18 protein-coding genes are annotated in these 16,247 nt (G+C 71.1%); 7 read left to right on the top strand and 11 right to left on the bottom strand.

The annotated features are described in order from the left end of the window. Window positions 1-193: 193 nt before the first annotated feature. Together G6R25_RS12350 and G6R25_RS12345 are read right to left on the bottom strand one after the other, a co-directional pair. Complete coding sequence (locus G6R25_RS12350; protein WP_163553092.1) at window positions 194-331, bottom strand: hypothetical protein; 138 nt, start codon at window positions 329-331, stop codon at window positions 194-196. Window positions 332-377: 46 nt separating this feature from the next. Next, window positions 378-1,373: a hypothetical protein gene (locus G6R25_RS12345; RefSeq protein WP_163553091.1), complete on the bottom strand. Its 996-nt coding sequence runs from the start codon at window positions 1,371-1,373 to the stop codon at window positions 378-380. 150 nt (window positions 1,374-1,523) lie between these two features. Between G6R25_RS12345 and G6R25_RS12340 the strand changes: the two genes are divergently transcribed. The 3 genes from G6R25_RS12340 (at window position 1,524) to def (ending at window position 3,351) form a co-directional block, all read left to right on the top strand. After that, window positions 1,524-1,889 (top strand): hypothetical protein, encoded by a 366-nt coding sequence (locus G6R25_RS12340; protein WP_163553090.1) that lies wholly within the window; start codon window positions 1,524-1,526, stop codon window positions 1,887-1,889. A 77-nt stretch (window positions 1,890-1,966) separates the two neighbouring features. Then, window positions 1,967-2,464 carry a roadblock/LC7 domain-containing protein gene (locus tag G6R25_RS12335; protein ID WP_235948199.1) on the top strand — a complete coding sequence of 166 codons (498 nt, stop codon included), beginning with the start codon at window positions 1,967-1,969 and terminating at the stop codon, window positions 2,462-2,464. A 212-nt stretch (window positions 2,465-2,676) separates the two neighbouring features. Continuing rightward, window positions 2,677-3,351, top strand: a complete 675-nt coding sequence (gene def / locus G6R25_RS12330; protein ID WP_136446869.1) for a peptide deformylase — start codon at window positions 2,677-2,679, stop codon at window positions 3,349-3,351. 12 nt (window positions 3,352-3,363) lie between these two features. Here the strand turns inward: def and G6R25_RS12325 are convergent, their stop codons facing one another. Further along, window positions 3,364-3,714 carry a hypothetical protein gene (locus tag G6R25_RS12325; protein WP_163553089.1) on the bottom strand — a complete coding sequence of 117 codons (351 nt, stop codon included), beginning with the start codon at window positions 3,712-3,714 and terminating at the stop codon, window positions 3,364-3,366. Window positions 3,715-4,278: 564 nt separating this feature from the next. Between G6R25_RS12325 and G6R25_RS12320 the strand changes: the two genes are divergently transcribed. Beyond that, window positions 4,279-4,881, top strand: coding sequence for a class I SAM-dependent methyltransferase (locus G6R25_RS12320; protein ID WP_163553088.1), 603 nt, complete (start codon window positions 4,279-4,281; stop codon window positions 4,879-4,881). On the opposite strand, the gene G6R25_RS12315 is transcribed toward G6R25_RS12320, so the two are convergent. The 4 genes from G6R25_RS12315 to G6R25_RS12300 all read right to left on the bottom strand — a co-directional run bounded on the left by G6R25_RS12315 (window position 4,864) and on the right by G6R25_RS12300 (window position 8,890). Continuing rightward, on the bottom strand, window positions 4,864-6,066 hold the full coding sequence (locus G6R25_RS12315) for a prenyltransferase/squalene oxidase repeat-containing protein (protein ID WP_163553087.1): 1,203 nt from the start codon (window positions 6,064-6,066) through the stop codon (window positions 4,864-4,866). The genes G6R25_RS12320 and G6R25_RS12315 overlap by 18 nt on opposite strands. Next, on the bottom strand, window positions 6,053-6,784 hold the full coding sequence (locus tag G6R25_RS12310) for a class I SAM-dependent methyltransferase (protein ID WP_163553086.1): 732 nt from the start codon (window positions 6,782-6,784) through the stop codon (window positions 6,053-6,055). The genes G6R25_RS12315 and G6R25_RS12310 overlap by 14 nt, the downstream gene beginning before the upstream one ends. 11 nt (window positions 6,785-6,795) lie before the next feature. Next, on the bottom strand, window positions 6,796-8,226 hold the full coding sequence (locus tag G6R25_RS12305) for a glycosyltransferase family 4 protein (RefSeq protein WP_163553085.1): 1,431 nt from the start codon (window positions 8,224-8,226) through the stop codon (window positions 6,796-6,798). Window positions 8,227-8,461: 235 nt separating this feature from the next. Further along, complete coding sequence (locus G6R25_RS12300) at window positions 8,462-8,890, bottom strand: organic hydroperoxide resistance protein (RefSeq protein WP_163553084.1); 429 nt, start codon at window positions 8,888-8,890, stop codon at window positions 8,462-8,464. Window positions 8,891-9,045: 155 nt separating this feature from the next. On the opposite strand from G6R25_RS12300, the gene G6R25_RS12295 reads away from it, so the two are divergent. Next, window positions 9,046-9,681 carry a TetR/AcrR family transcriptional regulator gene (locus G6R25_RS12295; RefSeq protein WP_163553083.1) on the top strand — a complete coding sequence of 212 codons (636 nt, stop codon included), beginning with the start codon at window positions 9,046-9,048 and terminating at the stop codon, window positions 9,679-9,681. A gap of 2,504 nt (window positions 9,682-12,185) precedes the next feature. Here G6R25_RS12295 and G6R25_RS26940 read toward each other — a convergent pair. Both G6R25_RS26940 and G6R25_RS12290 read right to left on the bottom strand, forming a co-directional pair. Further along, window positions 12,186-12,548, bottom strand: a complete 363-nt coding sequence (locus G6R25_RS26940) for an alpha/beta fold hydrolase (protein WP_235948197.1) — start codon at window positions 12,546-12,548, stop codon at window positions 12,186-12,188. Continuing rightward, the gene (locus G6R25_RS12290; RefSeq protein ID WP_235948195.1) at window positions 12,545-13,387 is read right to left on the bottom strand and encodes a lipase family protein; all 843 of its coding nucleotides are present in this window, start codon (window positions 13,385-13,387) and stop codon (window positions 12,545-12,547) included. The genes G6R25_RS26940 and G6R25_RS12290 overlap by 4 nt, the downstream gene beginning before the upstream one ends. A gap of 551 nt (window positions 13,388-13,938) precedes the next feature. Here G6R25_RS12290 and G6R25_RS12285 point away from each other — a divergent pair. Then, window positions 13,939-14,787: a DedA family protein gene (locus G6R25_RS12285; RefSeq protein ID WP_163553082.1), complete on the top strand. Its 849-nt coding sequence runs from the start codon at window positions 13,939-13,941 to the stop codon at window positions 14,785-14,787. Between the two features lie 460 nt (window positions 14,788-15,247). Here G6R25_RS12285 and G6R25_RS30430 read toward each other — a convergent pair whose 3' ends face one another. Next, window positions 15,248-15,439 carry a P-II family nitrogen regulator gene (locus G6R25_RS30430; protein WP_419469350.1) on the bottom strand — a complete coding sequence of 64 codons (192 nt, stop codon included), beginning with the start codon at window positions 15,437-15,439 and terminating at the stop codon, window positions 15,248-15,250. Window positions 15,440-15,481: 42 nt separating this feature from the next. Continuing rightward, complete coding sequence (locus G6R25_RS30425) at window positions 15,482-15,598, bottom strand: P-II family nitrogen regulator (RefSeq protein ID WP_419469351.1); 117 nt, start codon at window positions 15,596-15,598, stop codon at window positions 15,482-15,484. Window positions 15,599-15,720: 122 nt separating this feature from the next. Here G6R25_RS30425 and G6R25_RS12275 point away from each other — a divergent pair. Continuing rightward, window positions 15,721-16,247 (top strand): YbhB/YbcL family Raf kinase inhibitor-like protein (locus tag G6R25_RS12275; protein ID WP_163553081.1); only part of this gene is annotated, 527 nt, incomplete at its 3' end.

Below are 16,247 nucleotides of genomic sequence, written 5' to 3'. Positions count from 1 at the left end.
TGGGATGCTTGCAAAAGTTAGCATCCATGCCTGTCGGCACCGACTCGGGTCATTTCGAGATCACGAGCACGAAAAAGGGCCCCTCGGTTTCCCAGGGGAGCCCCTACGTACTTTCGGTGATCCTGTGACTACACCCCGCCTGTCCGACTGGAGGGCTTGGGACGTTCCCGCAGGTAGCGGTCAAGATCGGGGTTCAAGGTCCACCGCCGGAGCTCCACCCTTGGCCGTCGACGACGACACGGGGCACGGCGGGCACCACCGTGGCGGCGTCGAGGTCGACATCCTCGCGCCGAAGCCCCACCACCTCCCCGCGGCGCATGCCGGTGGTCACCACCAGCAGGTGCAGCCTGGTCGGTCGGCGTTGTTACGGATGTCGGTCAGCCGATCTGGCGGTAGGCGGGAAAATCGCGACCGCGATGGCGATGACTGTCGCGGCGGGGCAGGCTGCTGCCCACCGTCAAGTCGTATCGGCGTTCCCGGAAATTGTCATCGTCCGCCGTCGCCGTGATTTCCGCGCGGACTCGGTCGCCGTGCGCAGGCAGGCCGGACGTTTCGCCGCAGCCGGATTCCGGGGCGGCCGGGGATTGCCCCTGCGGGGGTGGAAGAACGATCCAGCCATCCCCCGTGAGTGAGGCCAGGTCCGTCATTACGGGGAACAGTCCGCGGCCCACCACGAAAGCGATGTCCCGGCACGTCCGGCGGCCGTTGACCCGGGCCAGCAGGTCGGCCTGCGCCGTGCCCGTCGCGGCCCGCGGCGGTGGCGACGCCAGCCGTGGCCGGATCTGGATCTCCAGGCCCAGCTCGACCCGCCAGTGGGACGCACGTGCCAGCCGTCGGGTCGTCTCCCGGATGGCCCACTCGACCTTGATCCCCGGCTCGGCGGGCAGCACCGGGGAGAGGAAACCGGGGCCGGCGGGCTTCGCGGACACGCTCGTGATCTGGGTGCTGGCCAGGGCGAACAGGGCGTCCATCGCCGCCAGCCGAGTTACCACCTGCATGCCCGCGCTGCCCAGCAGCCGGCGCTCGACCAGCGCCGTCGCCAGCTGCCCGCTCGGCGCGGCCGCGGCGAACACCGTGGCCCACTCCTCGTCGGAGATCCGCCCGGACCGCAGCAGCAACGACTCGGGACCGGGCGCCGCCGAGGTGGTGACGGCCGCGATCAAACCTTCCCGAAAGACAACCTTCCCACTTGCCTCGCCCAGCACCGCGACTACACTCGAGAGCCTCTCCCGGGCCTGCCGTCGGAGCGCTGCCAGCAGGATCTCGACCCCGGCCGACATTTCTTCGGCCGCTCGCGTGCCGGCATCCTCCTTGTGGGGTGGGCCGTCGGTAGAAGAAACGGGACCCTGCATGTTCTTTATCTCATCCGGCATGGCGGGTTCCTCGATGTGACATTCCGTTCGCGCACGGGTACGGTCGCCTTGTCTACACGATATGCCCGTCGATGCGCACGCGAACGTTAACAAACCTGGAACCTAGCGACGTAATTTCGTCATGCTGTCAACGGGTTGAGGGGGTACCTCATGGACATTGAAACCGCGCTCAAGGAAGCAATGACAATTAACGGGGCGCTTGGTGCTTCGCTCGTCGATTATGAGAGCGGAATGATGCTCGGTTCCGCCGGTGGCGGCCGGAACCTCGATCTCGAGGTGGCCTCGGCCGGAAACACCGACGTCGTGCGTGCCAAGGCCCGCACCCTCGACGCATTGGGGATCAAGGAGGGGATCGAGGACATCCTCATCACCCTCGATCAGCAGTACCACCTGATCCGGCTGCTCCACCGTGGCGGCACCCCGCTGTTTCTCTACCTGGCGATGGACCGGCACCGGGCGAACCTCGCGCTCGCCCGGCACGGCCTGCGCACCATCGCCCGCAACCTCGACCTCTGAAGGCCGGCGGCGCCGGCCGAGGCCGAGCTGTGAGAACCGTCCGCCCATCCTTCCATGGTGGCAGAAATGAGGCCTCGATGAGCACAAGCACGATCACCGACGGGGTACTCGCCGAGCTCTACGCCCTGCGGGACCAGGTTCCGGGCGTCACCGGCAGCGCCGTCGCGTCCGCCGACGGCCTGCTGGTCGCCGCCGACGCCGACGACGTCCGGCCCGAGGTGCTCGCGGCGATGGCCGCCGCCGCCCTCGGCCTCGGCCGGTCCACCGGCCAGGAGGTCCGGATGGGCCCGCTGCGCGAGGTGATCACCCGGTGTCAGGGCGGGCACATCATCGTCTACGCGATCGGGGAGACCAAGCTGCTCGCCGTCCTGGGCGATGAGGGGCTCGACCTCGAACGGCTGCACCTGCAGTCGCGACCCGCCGTGCCGCGCCTCGCGAGGGCTGCTCGCCGCCTGAGCCCGAAGGGGAGGTACCGGCTTGATGCGGCGGGCCAGTACCCCCTTTCGGCGCTCGCCACCTCCTCGCCACCTGTGGGCAGCGGCCCGCCATCGACATGCCGGGCACCGTCGGGGTGAACCGCTCCACCCGCCCGACGGTGCGATATTCGCTCGAGGAGAGTCGATCCGTCGCGCGGATGGCGCGGGCGTTCTGCCAAGCTCGTAGGTACAGCATGTCGAGGATCGGCGGCGGCCCGGTTCGGCCTGGCGGACGGCGGGTGGGGCCCGGTCGGCACCGCGCCGCCGCCCGCGCGGACGCGCCGGCGGTCGGATGGAAGGAGAAGCCCGCCATGGCCTCGCGTACCGCGCGATCGGATGAGGCGAACGAAAAGCAGGATCTGCGGATCCGGGTCCTAGGAGAGCCGGTCGACGCCTATCCCGAGGTCCCGCCCGAGGTGGCGCGGGGCACCATCCGGCGCATCACGGTCGTCGGGGAGCCCATCCTGCATCGGCCCTGCCGGAAGATCACCGAGTTCGGCACCCCGGAACTCGCCGCCCTGATCGATGACATGTTCGCCACGATGTACGGCGCCGAGGGGGTCGGCCTCGCCGCGAACCAGATCGACGTCGACGCCGCCCTGTTCGTCTACGACTGCACCGACGAGGACGGCGTCCGGCACGTGGGGCACCTCGCCAATCCGGAGCTGGACGAGGCCGATCCGGCCGAGCGCCGGCTGGTCAAGGGCGACGAGGGCTGCCTGTCCGTGCCGGGCGCCTACATGGAGGTCGCCCGGCTCGAACACGCCGCGGTTCACGGCCAGGACTCCACCGGCGCACCGCTGCGGCTGGCAGGCACCGGCTACTTCGCCCGGTGCCTGCAGCACGAGACCGATCATCTGCACGGCGGCCTCTACCTCGACCGGCTGTCCAGCCGCGGACGCAAGAAGGCGTTGAAGGAGATGGAGGAGCGGGCCGAGGAGATCTTCGCCCGCCGCACCGAGGCGGCCGAGACCCTCGGCAAGTAGCCGCCGCCGCGGTCAGCCCTGGCGGCGGGCGGCGAAGCGCCGCTGGTTGCGGCCCGCGCCCGCTGCCCCGGCGTTCAGCCGCGGCGCAACCGGCCCGGACCGGGGACTCTCGCCGCCCCCGCCGTGCCCTCGCCGCTCTCGCCGCTCTCGCCGGGAACGGCGGTCCTGGGCCGGCGCGTCAGCAAGGCCGGGGAGCGCCGTTCCAGCCGTTCCAGCCGTTCCAGCCGACCCAGCCGGGTCGGCGAGCGGGGACGCGGCCGGTTCGGCGCCGGGCTCGGTCACCGCGTTCCCGGCCGGTGGCCTGGGGGCGGTGCGGGTGGTGTCGCGCAGTTGCGGGTTTCGGGATCGAGAACGAGCAGCCATCTGTGTTCCTTTCGGGCAGCGTGAAATGGTGACGCCGACTCCGCGGACGCTCGGCTCCCAAAACTGGGCGAGAAACGCAGTACGCCTAATCGGGTAAACGCCGTCAGCCGCCGAAAACGGCACTGGCGGGCGAGCGGAGCGCCGCGATGGACGGACAGATCAGCAGGACTGCCAGGCATTATGGCGTCGTGCGCGGCCGGAGGTCCGGTGCCACGAGACCGATCGCCCAGGTCGGCTGGAAAGAAGAGAATAATTGGTCACCCTGCCGTGACAGCGGGCGCACCGAGGCGTTCACACGCCTACTCAGATGCCCATGAGGGCAGGTTAGTTCATCCCGGCCGGCTGGGCAAACAGTTTTTCGTTCACCGGTCGCGGGCGCCGGCTTGACGCGGGCGGCTCCGGCGCTCGTCCCGCCTCGACCGAGCTCGTCGGCCGGCGGCCAGTCCCGGAAGACCGCCGGTCGGCGAGCCCGGGGTACTAAGGTTCGGTACCGGCTGGATCGGGCGGTACCCGCCAGCCGGCGGGAAGCAGGACGGCGCGAGGTCAGTGGGAAGGGAGCCGGCGGTGGACGTGGCATTGCGGCAGGTGGCCGAGGGGGCGACGGGCTTCATGCCCCCGCAGGAGGGGCTTGCGCTGTACACGGCGGCTGCGGCGATCCCGGCCGGCGGCCTGATCTGCGAGGTCGGCACCTACTGCGGGAAGTCCACCCTCTACCTGGCCGCCGCCGCCCGAGCGGCGGGCGCCACCGTGGTCACCGTGGACCATCACCGCGGCTCGGAGGAGAAGTACCACGACACCACCCTCGTCGACCCGCGCACGGGCCGGCTCGACACGCTGCCGTTCCTGCGCCGGACCCTGGAGCAGGGCCAGGTCGAGGACGTGGTGACGGCGATCGTCGGGCGGTCCGAGCAGGTCGGACGGTGGTGGACGACCCCGATCGCGCTGCTCTTCCTCGACGGCGGGCACACCGAGGAGCAAGCCCAGGCCGATTACGAGGCGTGGGGGCGCCACGTCACCTCCGGCGGCCTGCTGGCCATCCACGACGTGTTCCCCGATCCCGCCGACGGTGGCCAGGCGCCGCACCATGTCCTGCTGCGGGCGCTCGACGAGGGCTTCCGCGAGCAGTCGCGGACCGGGTCGCTGCGGGTTCTACGCCGCGTCGACTGACCGGCAGCCGCACGTCGCCGGCGGGTCCGAGTCCGTCGCCGGTGGGTCGGAGTCCGTCACCGGCGGGTCGCCGTCGGGCGCCGGACGCTGGTCGGGTGGGCGCGGCTCGTCCCGGGAGCGGCCGGTGTCGGCGCCGGCCTGGCCGTCGATCCCCTCCGGCCCGTGCAGCCCGGTGGGCAGGTCCGCCCCGCGGAACAGGGTCTCGGTGACCCCGCCGGCCAACGTGTCGGCCGCGAGGATCACCGCCGCGGCGGTCCACGTCGACTGCTCGACCGGCCAGAACGTGCGGTCGGCGAACTGCCAGCCCGTCCAGTAGCCGCCGCCGTCGTGCCGCAGATGCTGCATGTCCGCGACCAGCTTGGCCGCGGCGGTCGACTCGCCGACCAGGTGTAGGGCGATCGCGAGCTCGCAGGTCTCCGCGCCGGTCACCCAGGGCTCGTCGGCCACACAGCGGATCCCCAGGCCGTCGACGACGAAGTCGTCCCAGCGGGAGACGAGCCGGGCCCGGCCGGCGGAGCGGCGCAGCGCCCCGCCGATCACCGGGTAGTACCAGTCCATCGACCAGCGGTCCCGCGGGGCGAAGTGCTCGGGATGGGCGACCAGCGCGTGATGCAGCGCGCCGGTCGCCCGCTCCCAGGCTGGCGGCACCTCGTCGACGAGCGCGGCGAGCGCCATCCCGCACCGCAGGCTGTGCAGGGTGCTGGAGCATCCCGTGAGCAGCGCCTCGGGATAGTCCACGCCGTCCGAGCCCCGTGCCCACCAGATCTGGCCGCCGGGGGCCTGCATGTCGACGATGAGGTCGAGTGCCCGGCGGACGACCGGCCAGATCCCGACGGCGAAGGCACGATTCCCGGTGAGCAGCCAGCGATGCCAGGCGGCCGTCGCGACATAGGCGCACTGGTTGCTGTCGGCGAAGTCCTCTTTGATCGCGCCGGCCACGTAGCTGGTGGCCCAGGAGCCGTCGGCCCGCTGGTTGCGGCGCAGCCAGGCCCAGGCGGCGTCGGCCGCGCCGACGAGGCCGCCGAGGTCGAGCGCCATGGCACATTCGAGATGGTCCCAGGGGTCGGTGTGGCCGCCGGGATACCAGGGGATGGCGCCGTCCGGTTCCTGGACGGCGGCGATCGCGGTCGCGGTCGCGATGAGCGCCTCGGGGGCCAACACCGGAGCAGACTCAACCGGCCGCACGCGCTACCTCCGGTTTTCGTAGGTACAGGACGATGCTCTTGCCGATGACCGGATTGAGGATCCGTTCGGCGAGCCGCGTGACCTGGGGACGGCGCATCATGTCCCACACCAGCAGCCGGTGGTAAAGCCGCGTCGCCGGATGGTCGTCGTCATGGACACCGACGAGACACCGAAGCCACCAGTACGGCGCGTGCAGGGCGTGGGCGAAGTGGGTGCCGATCGGCTCCAGCCCGACGGCGGTAAGCCGCTCGCGCAGCTCGGACTGCCGGTAGATGCGGATGTGACCGCCTTCGACGGTGTGGTACGCCGTCGACAGGCTCCAGCACACCTGCTCGGGCAGGCGATTGGGGACGGTGACCGCCACCCAGCCGCCGGGCCGCAGCACGCGGGCGATCTCGGCCATCACCGCCGTGTCGGCGGGCAGGTGTTCGAGGACCTCGGCGATGATGACCCGGTCAAAGGTGGCGTCCGCGAACGGCAGGGCGAGCGCGTCGCCGCGCACCGCGGCGGCCCGTGCCGTGGCCGGCGCCTGCCCCTCCAGGGCCATCGCGGCGAGCATCGCGTTCACGCCGCTGACCTCACCGAGGGAGTAGTCCAACGCGACGACGTCGGCGCCGCACCGGAACGCCTCGAAGGAATGGCGCCCGGCCCCGCAACCCAGGTCGAGCAGCCGGCAGCCTGCGGGTACGGGAAAACGATCGAAGTCGACGGTGAGCATGCGGCGCCGGCTCAGCCGGCGAGCGTCGGCGACGCCGACGAGCTCGAATCGCCCGGGACCGCCGCCGCCGCCGGCGCGGACGTGGCGGCGGCGGTGGCCAGTCCCGCCGGGGTCGGCTGGGACGCCGGTGCCCGCTGCGCCCACGACCACGACGAGCCCGGGCAGGGCGAGGTCGGCGTCCCGCCCACCGCCGCGATCCGCTCCGCGTACCAGGCCGCGGTCGCGGCGCTCGCCGCCCGCCAGGAGAACCGCTCCTCCACCCGGCGCCGCCCGGCGGCCCCCATCCGGGCGCGGCGCGCCGGATCGTCGAGCAGCGTGCGGATGGCCGCGGCGAGCGCGTCCGGATCTCCCGGGGGGACCAGCAGGGCGGCCTCGCCGTCAGCGCCGGCGACCTCGGGCAACGCCCCGGCGGTCGTCGCGATCAGCGGGATGCCGCAGGCCATCTCCTCCACGGCGGGCAGGCTGAACCCCTCGTAGAGGGAGGGGACGACCGCGACCTCGGCGGAGCGCAGCAGCTCGATCAGCTCCTGCTCCGGGATGTTGGAACGGAACGTCACCGCGTCGCCCAGGCCCAGCTCCTTCACCCGGCGCTGGGCCTGCCCGCCTTCGCGGACCTTGCCGATGCAGACCAGGTGCGCGGCACGCTCGGATCGCAGCTTGGCCAGCGCCTCCAGCAGGACACCCAGCCCCTTGAGCGGCACGTCCGCGCTGGTCACGACCACGATGCGGCCGGCGACGGCCGGCGCGTGGGCGGGCGCGGGCGTGAAGATCTCGGCGTCGACCCCGAGGGGCACCGTGTGCATGACCTCCGACGGAAGGTTCATGTCGGCGATGATCTCGCGCCGCGAGCTCTCCGAGGGGATGACGATGCCGTCCAGCCTCCGCGCCACCCGGGCCTGCATCGGCAGGAACGAGTACCACCGGCGCAGCCCCACCCGAGCGGTGAAGCTCGACGCCGCGGCCAGGCTCAGCCGAAGGTCGACGGTGATCGGATGGTGCACGGTGCTCACCACGGGGATTCGGTACGGGCGCAGCGCCGCCCGCAGCGCCAGCAGCCCGTAGCCGAGCCCCTGGTTGTCATGGATGATGTCGAACGGCGGTCGCCCACCGGACGCTCGCGGCCGCAGCGCCTGGTAGGCGCGCAGGCTGAACGACAGCGGCTCCGAGAACTGCCCGGTTCGCATCATCCCGAACTCGACGACGTCGGGCAGCGCGCGGACCTCTGCCAGCCCCGGCCAGCGGAATGGGTCCGAGTCGAGGTAGAGGTCCAGGCTGGGCAGCTCGGTGAGACCGACCCCGTCGTCGAGGTCGGGGTACGGCGGCCCGCTCAGCACCTGCACGTGGTGCCCCAGGGCGACCAGTTCGCGGGACAGATGTCGGACGTACACGCCCTGTCCACCGCAGGTGGGCAGGCTCCGGTACGACAACAACGCAATCCGCAACTGTGCGCCCTCCGTTCGTTTCGGGCCAGTCCTGGTCCCTCGACGTCGAGGGTGGCGCCGCTTCTTCCGCACATTAGGACATTCAGGTCCGATCTTCACTGACATCCCATGTGACGGCGCGGCCAGGCCAGGTCGTGGACTGGCCGGCCGCGGGCGGTGGCGACCCGCGGGCCCGCCGGGCCACGCGTCCGGGGAACGCGCTGACCCGACGGGCCGCAGGCCGGCGGCGCACCGGTCAGTCGTTGTCCACAAGGACGACCTCGGAGGGGATGTTGCCCTTCGTGGCGCGGGAGTACGGGCACATCGCGTGCGCCGCCTCGAGTAGTTCCTGGGCGGTGGCCCGCTCGAGCCCCGGGATCTGCGCCTCGATCCTCGCACCCAGGCCGATGGCGCCCTCGTCGTCCCGGAGCAGTTCGATGGTCACCGACACCGCCGAGTCGGTGACGTCGGCCTTCTTGCCTCGGGCGACGGCCTTGAGCGCGCTGTGGAAGCACGCGGCGTACCCGGTGGCGAACAGCTGCTCCGGGTTCGTGCCCGACCCGTCGTCGCCGCCGAGCCCCTTCGGGATGGAGAGCTGGAGGTCCACCCGGTTGTCGCTGGATGCCACCCGCCCCTCCCGGCCGCCCCAGGCGGTCGAGGTCGCCGAGTAGATCGTGGTCGTCATATCTGCCTCCGTGTGTCACTGTGCATCGCGAGACGAACACCGTCCGCCGCGACGCGGGCTGTCGGAGCTCCGTGGAGCCTGTCAGATTTATGCAACCAGGCTGGTTCCCTAAATATTCGCGGTCTACACCCCCGTTTCCGGCTTAGCCTGAGCGGATGGCGCAGGAGGAGACCGGGCAGCTCGATCGGCCGCGGCGGGGGCGCCCCCGCGACGCGACGATCGACACCCGCGTGCTGTCCGCCGCCGTGGACGAACTGGCCGAGCACGGCGTCGGCGGGTTCAGCGTGAACCGGGTCGCGGCTCGCGCCGAGGTTGCCAAACGCGGCATCTACGCGCGCTGGCCGGCCCGCGATGATCTCGTCCTGCACGCGCTCGGGACCCTGGCGGCCGGGCTCGTGCCCCCGCGGACCGGGTCGCTGCGCGCGGACCTGCTCCACCTCGCGCCCTACGTCGACGCGGTGTTCACCGAGCCCCGGTTGTCGATTCTGGCCCGATGCATGGCCGAACTGCCGCACTTCCCCGCGATGTACGCGGCGTTCCGGCGCGAATCTGTCGACCGCTGCGCGGCCGCCATCGAGGACGCCCTGCACGACGCCGTCTCCCGCGGCGAGGCCCGCGCCGACCTCGACACCGACCTCGCCACCGGCGCCTTCCTGGGCGCCATGCTGGCCCGGCACGCCTTCGGCGCCCGCCAGCCCATCGACGACCCCGCCTTCCACAGCCGACTCGTCGACTTCTGCGTCGCGGCGGTCCGGCCGGTCACCGAGACGCGACCCACCGCCGCCTGCTGAGCCTCGTTCGCTGAGCGCCCCCGGACGGCCGGCGGGTGCTCCCCACACCCCGGGCACGGTGAGGACGGCGGTCACCGTCGGCCGCGCCGCGTCCTGTCTGTGGATAACTCCCGGTGTGCCCGCCGCCGGCCTCGACGAGGGGCACCGTGCTGCACTCGATGGCCACCTATGAGCATCGTGACCGGCGGTTCGCCGTTGTCCACAGAAGCGCGGGTCCACCTGGTGAAGATGCTCGACGGTCACCTTCCGAGGTTCCGGCCCAGCTCGATGCCCGTCAACCGGGAGATCCACAGGCCATCTGTGGGCACCGTGAGAAGATCGGCGCTGCGGCGGGGGTTCGAGACCGGCCCCGTCGCCGAACGGACAGACGGTATCCACAGGCGCGGCCGGGGCGCAGTGGCCGCTGGTCTCCGGTGGGCATCGAGGCAGTTGTCCCCAGCTCTCCCGTGGGCATCGTCGTTCCTCGGCGCGGGGACGACGCTGGCAAGGCCGCGGCCGAACGCGCACCCTCCCCCGGAGGTCTTCGGTGCCCGGCCCGCGGACGGGACCGTCCCGGTGCCCGCCACACGGCCATGGGCAGCGTGCTATCCACAGACGTCGCCGGCAGGGAGAGCGTGGCCGCCAGCCGGCCCCCTCCTGTGGGCATCGTGGTTTCACCGTCGACGGCGTTGGAAGGTCGCGCGAGCATGCCGACCCGACGCGGGTGACCGCGCTGTCCACAGGGTGACGGTGACCGTCGGCGCCGCCTGCTGCCGATGCACACGCTCTCATCGGCGCGCGGGCAAGGCGGCTATCCGCGCTGCGCGCAACCCCCGGCCGGAGCCGCGAGCCAAGCCCTGCACGGTTCCTTGACCAGGGATTTTTCGGCTATGCACAGGAGCGGCTGCGATCGTCGGTGGTCGGTGACGACGTCCCTCGGAGGTCACCTCCGACTGCGTACCGTGCACCCCGTGGATAACTCCCGGTGCGCTCCCCGCCAGCCTCGGCGAGGGGCACCGTGCTCCGCACAATGACCACCGATGGGCATCGTGGCCGGCGGTTCGGCGTTGTCCACAGGGGCTCAGGTCCACGTGACGAAGGGGTGCTCGACGGTCACCCTCCGATGCCTTGGCCCAGTTCGACGGGGGCCTGTCTGCGGGCACTGTGCCGGGCCCGGCCGCTGACCTGTGATGGTCAGCGAGGTGCCCAGCGGGGGTCGTCCGCGGAACCCACCGGACGCCTGTTCACAACGAGCGATCGCAGACCCGTCCGGCATCAGGGGCGGTCATGGTTCTTTCCTTGCACCCTGATTAGGGTTGATGCTCGAAGCCCGCCGACAGGGAAATCCACAGGTCACCCGTGGGCACCGTGAGTAGACCGGCGCCGCGGCCGGGGGGCAACGGGGCGAGTCCGGCGCCCCTGCCGGACGAACGGACGGGCGGTATCCACAGGTGCGACCGGCGCGCGGCCGCCGCCGGTCGTCCGTGGGCATCGTGCCTTGCAACGACGGGCCGGCACGAGGCCCGGCCACGACCACCCCGGGTGCGCTTGCCGGGATCCTCGTGGCGCGGGCACGGCGTCGCAGCGCTTGGTGAACGTTTCCCGGCCGCGGGTGGCGTCCGGACCCCGGAATGGGCAGCGAAGCGGTTGTCCACAGCCCTTCGGTGGGCATTGTTGTTCCTCGATGTGGGGACGACGAGCCACGGGCATTGCGCCGTCCACAGCCGTGTCGGGCAGGGAGAGCGTCGCCGCCGACTGGGGCCCCGTCCCTGGGCATCGTGTTGCCACCGCCGGCTTACGTCGGAAGGCCTCGCGAGCATGCCGGCCCCACGCGGGGTGACCGCGCTGTCCACAGGGGGACGGTGACCGTCGGCGCTACCTGCCTACGGATGCACGCGCTGTCCACAGTGCGGCCCGGTGCCTGGCAGGGCCGCGTGCGTTCGGCGCGCTGCGGACGACGGGGCCCGCGGGGTCGGACTGGCTGACCGTGGGCAGCGTCCCGGTCATCGTTGTGCGGGCAGGGCGCTTGTCCGAGCCGGCGTCCTGACCTGGAGTTTCCTGCTCTTCCATAGGGAGAATCGCCGGCCGTGGCGGTCGCTGGGGAGGCCCCACGGCGGTCACCGTCAGCCGCGCCGCGTCCTGTCTGTGGATAAACCCGAGGTGCGCTCGCCGCCGGGTTCGAGGAGGAGCACCGTGCTGCGCACGATGACCGCTAATGAGCATCGTGGCCGATAATTCGACGTTGTCCACAGGGGTAACGGTGACCGTCGGCGCAGCCTGCTGCCGATGCACGCGCTGTCCACAGAGTGGACCGGTGCCTGGCAGGGCCGCGTGCGTTCGGTGCGCACGGAGCGACGGGTCCGCGACGGTCGAGAACGACCGACTATGGGCAGCGTCCCGTTCGGCGTTGCGAGGGAATGCCTCCGTCCGCGTCGCGTGCACCTGTGGTCAGGACCTCGAATCACGCCACGCTTAGCCCGTTGACCAGCAGGTTTCTCGGTTATCCACAGGCAGGCCGGGTGGGCCTACTCGCGGGCGGAGGTGCCGAGTGCGCAGATGTCGCTGACCGTCGGCGGACGTGCGTCGAAGCGTTGCGCAACCCAGCGCATCAGGTCGTTCATCGACGTGCCGAGGATCGAGCCATGGTCGGCCAGCGGGTAGCGCGGGTAGTCCACCGTCGTGCCCTCACCACACAGGCGGCTGACCACGCCGTCGGTGACCGGCTGGCGAATCACCTCGTCGCGGTCACCCTGGAGGACGAGCGTGGGAGCCATTCGTCGCATGATCTCGTCCCGCTGCCGCGCGAACCCTGCGGCGAACGGCGGGCGGGTGAGCGGATCCACGGTGAAGGCCGTGTGGATCGATGAGCCGACACTCGTCTTCGTCACCTCGTCACCTCGTCGGCGCACCGGGTGCGCGCGACCGTCAGCAACCGCCGACCGTTCGGGGTCAGGTAGCGGTCCAGGTCGATCCGTGGATCGTCGACCGCCAGCCCGATCATTGCCAGCAGCAGGTATCCGACACCGTCCGCACGGCGCTGCATGGTGGTGAGTGAGGCGGGCAGGTCCGCCAGCGGCGCGGTCGCGACCACGCCGCGAATGCTCAACTCCGGGGCATAACCGGCGGCCAGCGCGCCGGCGGCCAGCATCGCCTGCCCGCCCTGGGAATAACCCCAGAGGACGACGTCACGGCCGGCCCCTGTCTCGGTGAGGGCGCGGGCGGCGCGGGCAGCGTCGAGTACCGCCCGCCCCTCGGGGGCGGCGACGTAGATCGCATGCTCGCCGGGGGTACCCAGCCCCGCGTAGTCGGTCAGCGTGACGACGTAGCCGGCCCGGACCAGGGGGAAGGTCCAGACGGCGGCGGCCAGCGGCGGGCGGGCGCGTGAGGGCGCGCAGGAATCCTGGACGCCCGTCGTACCGTGCCCGAACGCCACGACCTTGCGCCCTCCGGCGGGCACCGGAACATCTGTGCCTGGAGCAAGAATGATTCCGGAGACGGGAACCTCGCCGGCGTCGGTCGGCCGGGACGAATAGGTGACCCGCCAGGCACGGATGCCGGCCGGGGCCGGCGTGACGACCTCCCGGGAGAGCAGAGCTCCGGGGACAGTGGTCTGCGGCTGCCCCGGCTGCCCGGCCGCAGGAGCACCGTTGTTGCCCGCGCCGCCCTGCCCGCCGTCGACGTCATCCCGCCGCCCGCAGCCGGCCAGCGGGATCAGTCCGAACACCACAAGCAGCACCAGAAGCGGCGCGCGGATCGTCCGGCGACGGGGTCCATACCGGGCCTCCCGCCGCGCGCGCCGATCGGTGGAGCCGGGCGCGACCGGCGGCCGGGGGCGCTGATGCCGCACGTCCGATCGGGTCGGATGCGGGCCGGTAGAGGCGGGTGAATCATCGTTCGGACCGGACCGCGAGAAACGCACGAAATAAGACTATGGCGCCGGTTCCGTCGCACCGGTTGCTGTCCGTGTGGTCATGGTCTGGAGGTCCTCGGCGGGCTCGTGCCATGTCCCTGCCGTGTTGGGGCAAGCCGGGTTGGGCCAATCCACCTGGGTGAGTGAGTCGCGGGGTAGTGAGTCGCGGGGTGATGAGCTGGGCGGGGTGGAGGACCTGTGGACTATCTGTGGATCAGCGCGGTACCTGCAGGTGCCGGTCGTGGATGCCCAGCCGCTCGATACCCTTACGGTGTCAGCAGGCGGGGCCGGTGCGGTGACGCGGACGTCACCGCGATCTCAACGGACGCGTCCGACCTGTCGCCCGAAGCCGTCGGAGGCCCGCGATTGTGACCACGCTCGCGTCGAGCACGCTCGCCCTAGGTCCCAGCGCGATCAGCGCTGACAGCCTCATCAAGGCAGGGCTGGCCGTTGTCCTTCTGATCGTCTTCGCGGAATCGGGGCTGCTGATCGGGTTCTTTCTGCCCGGTGACGCCCTGCTGTTCACCCTCGGGATGCTGATCGCCAGAGACGAGGTCTCCACGTCGCTGCCGGTCGCGGCGATTCTGATCGGCCTGGCGGCGATCGCGGGCGACCAGGTGGGATATCTGATCGGCCGCAAGGCCGGGCCGGCGCTGTTCCGCCGGCCCGACTCGCGGTTGTTCAAACAGGAGTACGTCGAGCAGGCGGAGGCGTTCTTCGCGAAAAACGGCCCGTGCTCCATCGTGCTCGCCCGGTTCGTTCCGATCGTGCGGACATTTACCCCGGTCATCGCCGGGGTCAGCCGGATGAACTACCGGGTCTTCACCATCTACAACATCCTCGGCGGGTTGCTCTGGGGTGGTGGAGTGACCGTGCTCGGCTTCTATCTCGGAAAGATAGATTTCATCCGCGACAACATCGAGGCCATGCTGATCCTGGTGGTTCTGGTTTCGGTGGTACCGATCTTCGTTGAATTTCTTCGGAACCGGCGGTGGAAGCGCGCGGGGACGGCCGCCGGGTCGGCCGCCGCGGCCAGGTCCCCAGAGCCGGGCCAGCAGGACATCCCCGACGGCCGGCCGGCCACCGGTTGGGACGGCGACGGCTGGGACCACAGCGGGGACCTGAGTGAGGACGCAGACCCGGCCGTCACCATGCGCCTGAACCGTGGCGGTGGTCGTCACTCGGCGGCCCATCGCCGCGAGACCGCTCGAGACTGAGGCACCTCTCCGGCAACGGTCGGCGCGAGGCCTCGCCGGCCGATCAATCCTGCGGCGAGCGATCTCCTCCGCCGGATGATTTCAGTACTTGAGGGATCTCCGAGCGGGCTGCCCGGGGGGAAGGCCCGCGCAGGGCGGCTTCGCCGGCGCCTGCCGGCGGCGGAACGCAGCGCTACGGCGACACCGGGTAAGGCGGAAATGGCCTGGCCAGATGGGTCCCGACGGGCTCCACGCCGATACGGGGGGAGTCGACGGGACACCCGCCGGGACCTGTTAACCGTATCGGGTCAACGGGGCATTGTCGCCTCGCTGATCGCCGATCGAAGACCGGAAATGCAGGTGGCGCGAGCAAAGTCGGCCAAATGTGACGATCATCTCACTCGATCCGGGTGGCCGGTCGGTCGATAACACACGGCGCTTCACGAATCACGGTGCGTTCCGGCCCTCCCCGCTTCGCCGCTCAGGCCCGGCGCCGAATCAGGCCACGGGCCGGATCACAGCGCGTCGAGCCCGTGCTCACCCGTACCACCGCCTCGACGGGTAGCACCCAGATCTTCCCGGCCCCGCTCTCCGTCGACTCGGCCGAGCGCATGATCACGTTCAGCACGTCCTCGACGCCGACGTCGGCACACCCGATCCGGGCGACGCTCACCGACTCGTCGTGGAACGCCCGTCCGCGGTAGGTCTGAGTTCGCTACAGATCGGTGCCGAACCCGGTTACCTGGCTAATCATCATACCATGGACACCGTATGTGTCGAGGGCGGCGCGCACGTCATCGACACGGTGTGGGCGCAAGATCGCGGTGACCAGTTTCGCGGCGCTTTTTCGCCCTCGCTGCCAGAGTGAGGTTTCATCGCGGGGAAGCGTGGAGCCGACAGGTGACGGTTCCGTCGCGGGAACGTCATCGGATGGTGCAACGGAAGGAATAGTAGATGTCCCTGCTCGACCGCGGTACTCCCCCCGACCCGTACGACGTGCTCCCCGTTCGCCCGTCCTTCGAGGTGACCAGTACGGATCTTGTCGACGGCGGTGTCCTGCCGCTTGACCAGGTGTTCACCGACGCCGGCGGCGCGAACATCTCCCCGCACCTGTCCTGGTCCGGCCATCCCGCCGGAACGGAGAGCTTCGTCGTCACCGCCTACGACCCGGACGCGCCGACCGGCAGCGGCTTCTGGCACTGGGCGCTGGTCGACCTCCCCGGCTCGGTGACGGAGCTGCCGCGCGGCGCCGGCAGCGGCGCGTTCCCCGGCCTGTCGGCCGGGGCGTACCACGTCCGTAGCGACTGGGGTACCAAGGACTACGGCGGGGCGGCGCCTCCGCAGGGCGACGTGCCGCACCGCTACATCTTCACCGTGCACGCGGTCGACGTGCCCAAGCTGGAGATCAACGACGAGGTCTCGCCGGCGGTCGTCGGGTTCGGCCTCGTCTTCCACACCCTCGCCCGGGCCGTGCTGCGGGT

Origin of the sequence: Candidatus Frankia alpina, from assembly GCF_902806485.1 — a bacterium.
In the GTDB taxonomy this organism is placed as follows: domain Bacteria; phylum Actinomycetota; class Actinomycetes; order Frankiales; family Frankiaceae; genus Frankia; species Frankia alpina.
The sequence above is the reverse complement of the archived record's forward strand: the minus strand, read 5'-3'. Positions and strand labels throughout refer to the sequence as shown.

What these genes read in the sequence shown, in the direction of transcription:
- G6R25_RS12345 (WP_163553091.1), bottom strand. Translation starts at nt 1,373, where the DNA reads ATGCCGGATGAGATAAAGAACATGCAGGGTCCCGTTTCTTCTACCGAC.
- G6R25_RS12340 (WP_163553090.1), top strand. Translation starts at nt 1,524, where the DNA reads ATGGACATTGAAACCGCGCTCAAGGAAGCAATGACAATTAACGGGGCG.
- G6R25_RS12335 (WP_235948199.1), top strand. Translation starts at nt 1,967, where the DNA reads ATGAGCACAAGCACGATCACCGACGGGGTACTCGCCGAGCTCTACGCC.
- def (WP_136446869.1), top strand. Translation starts at nt 2,677, where the DNA reads ATGGCCTCGCGTACCGCGCGATCGGATGAGGCGAACGAAAAGCAGGAT.
- G6R25_RS12325 (WP_163553089.1), bottom strand. Translation starts at nt 3,714, where the DNA reads ATGGCTGCTCGTTCTCGATCCCGAAACCCGCAACTGCGCGACACCACC.
- G6R25_RS12310 (WP_163553086.1), bottom strand. Translation starts at nt 6,784, where the DNA reads ATGCTCACCGTCGACTTCGATCGTTTTCCCGTACCCGCAGGCTGCCGG.
- G6R25_RS12300 (WP_163553084.1), bottom strand. Translation starts at nt 8,890, where the DNA reads ATGACGACCACGATCTACTCGGCGACCTCGACCGCCTGGGGCGGCCGG.
- G6R25_RS12295 (WP_163553083.1), top strand. Translation starts at nt 9,046, where the DNA reads ATGGCGCAGGAGGAGACCGGGCAGCTCGATCGGCCGCGGCGGGGGCGC.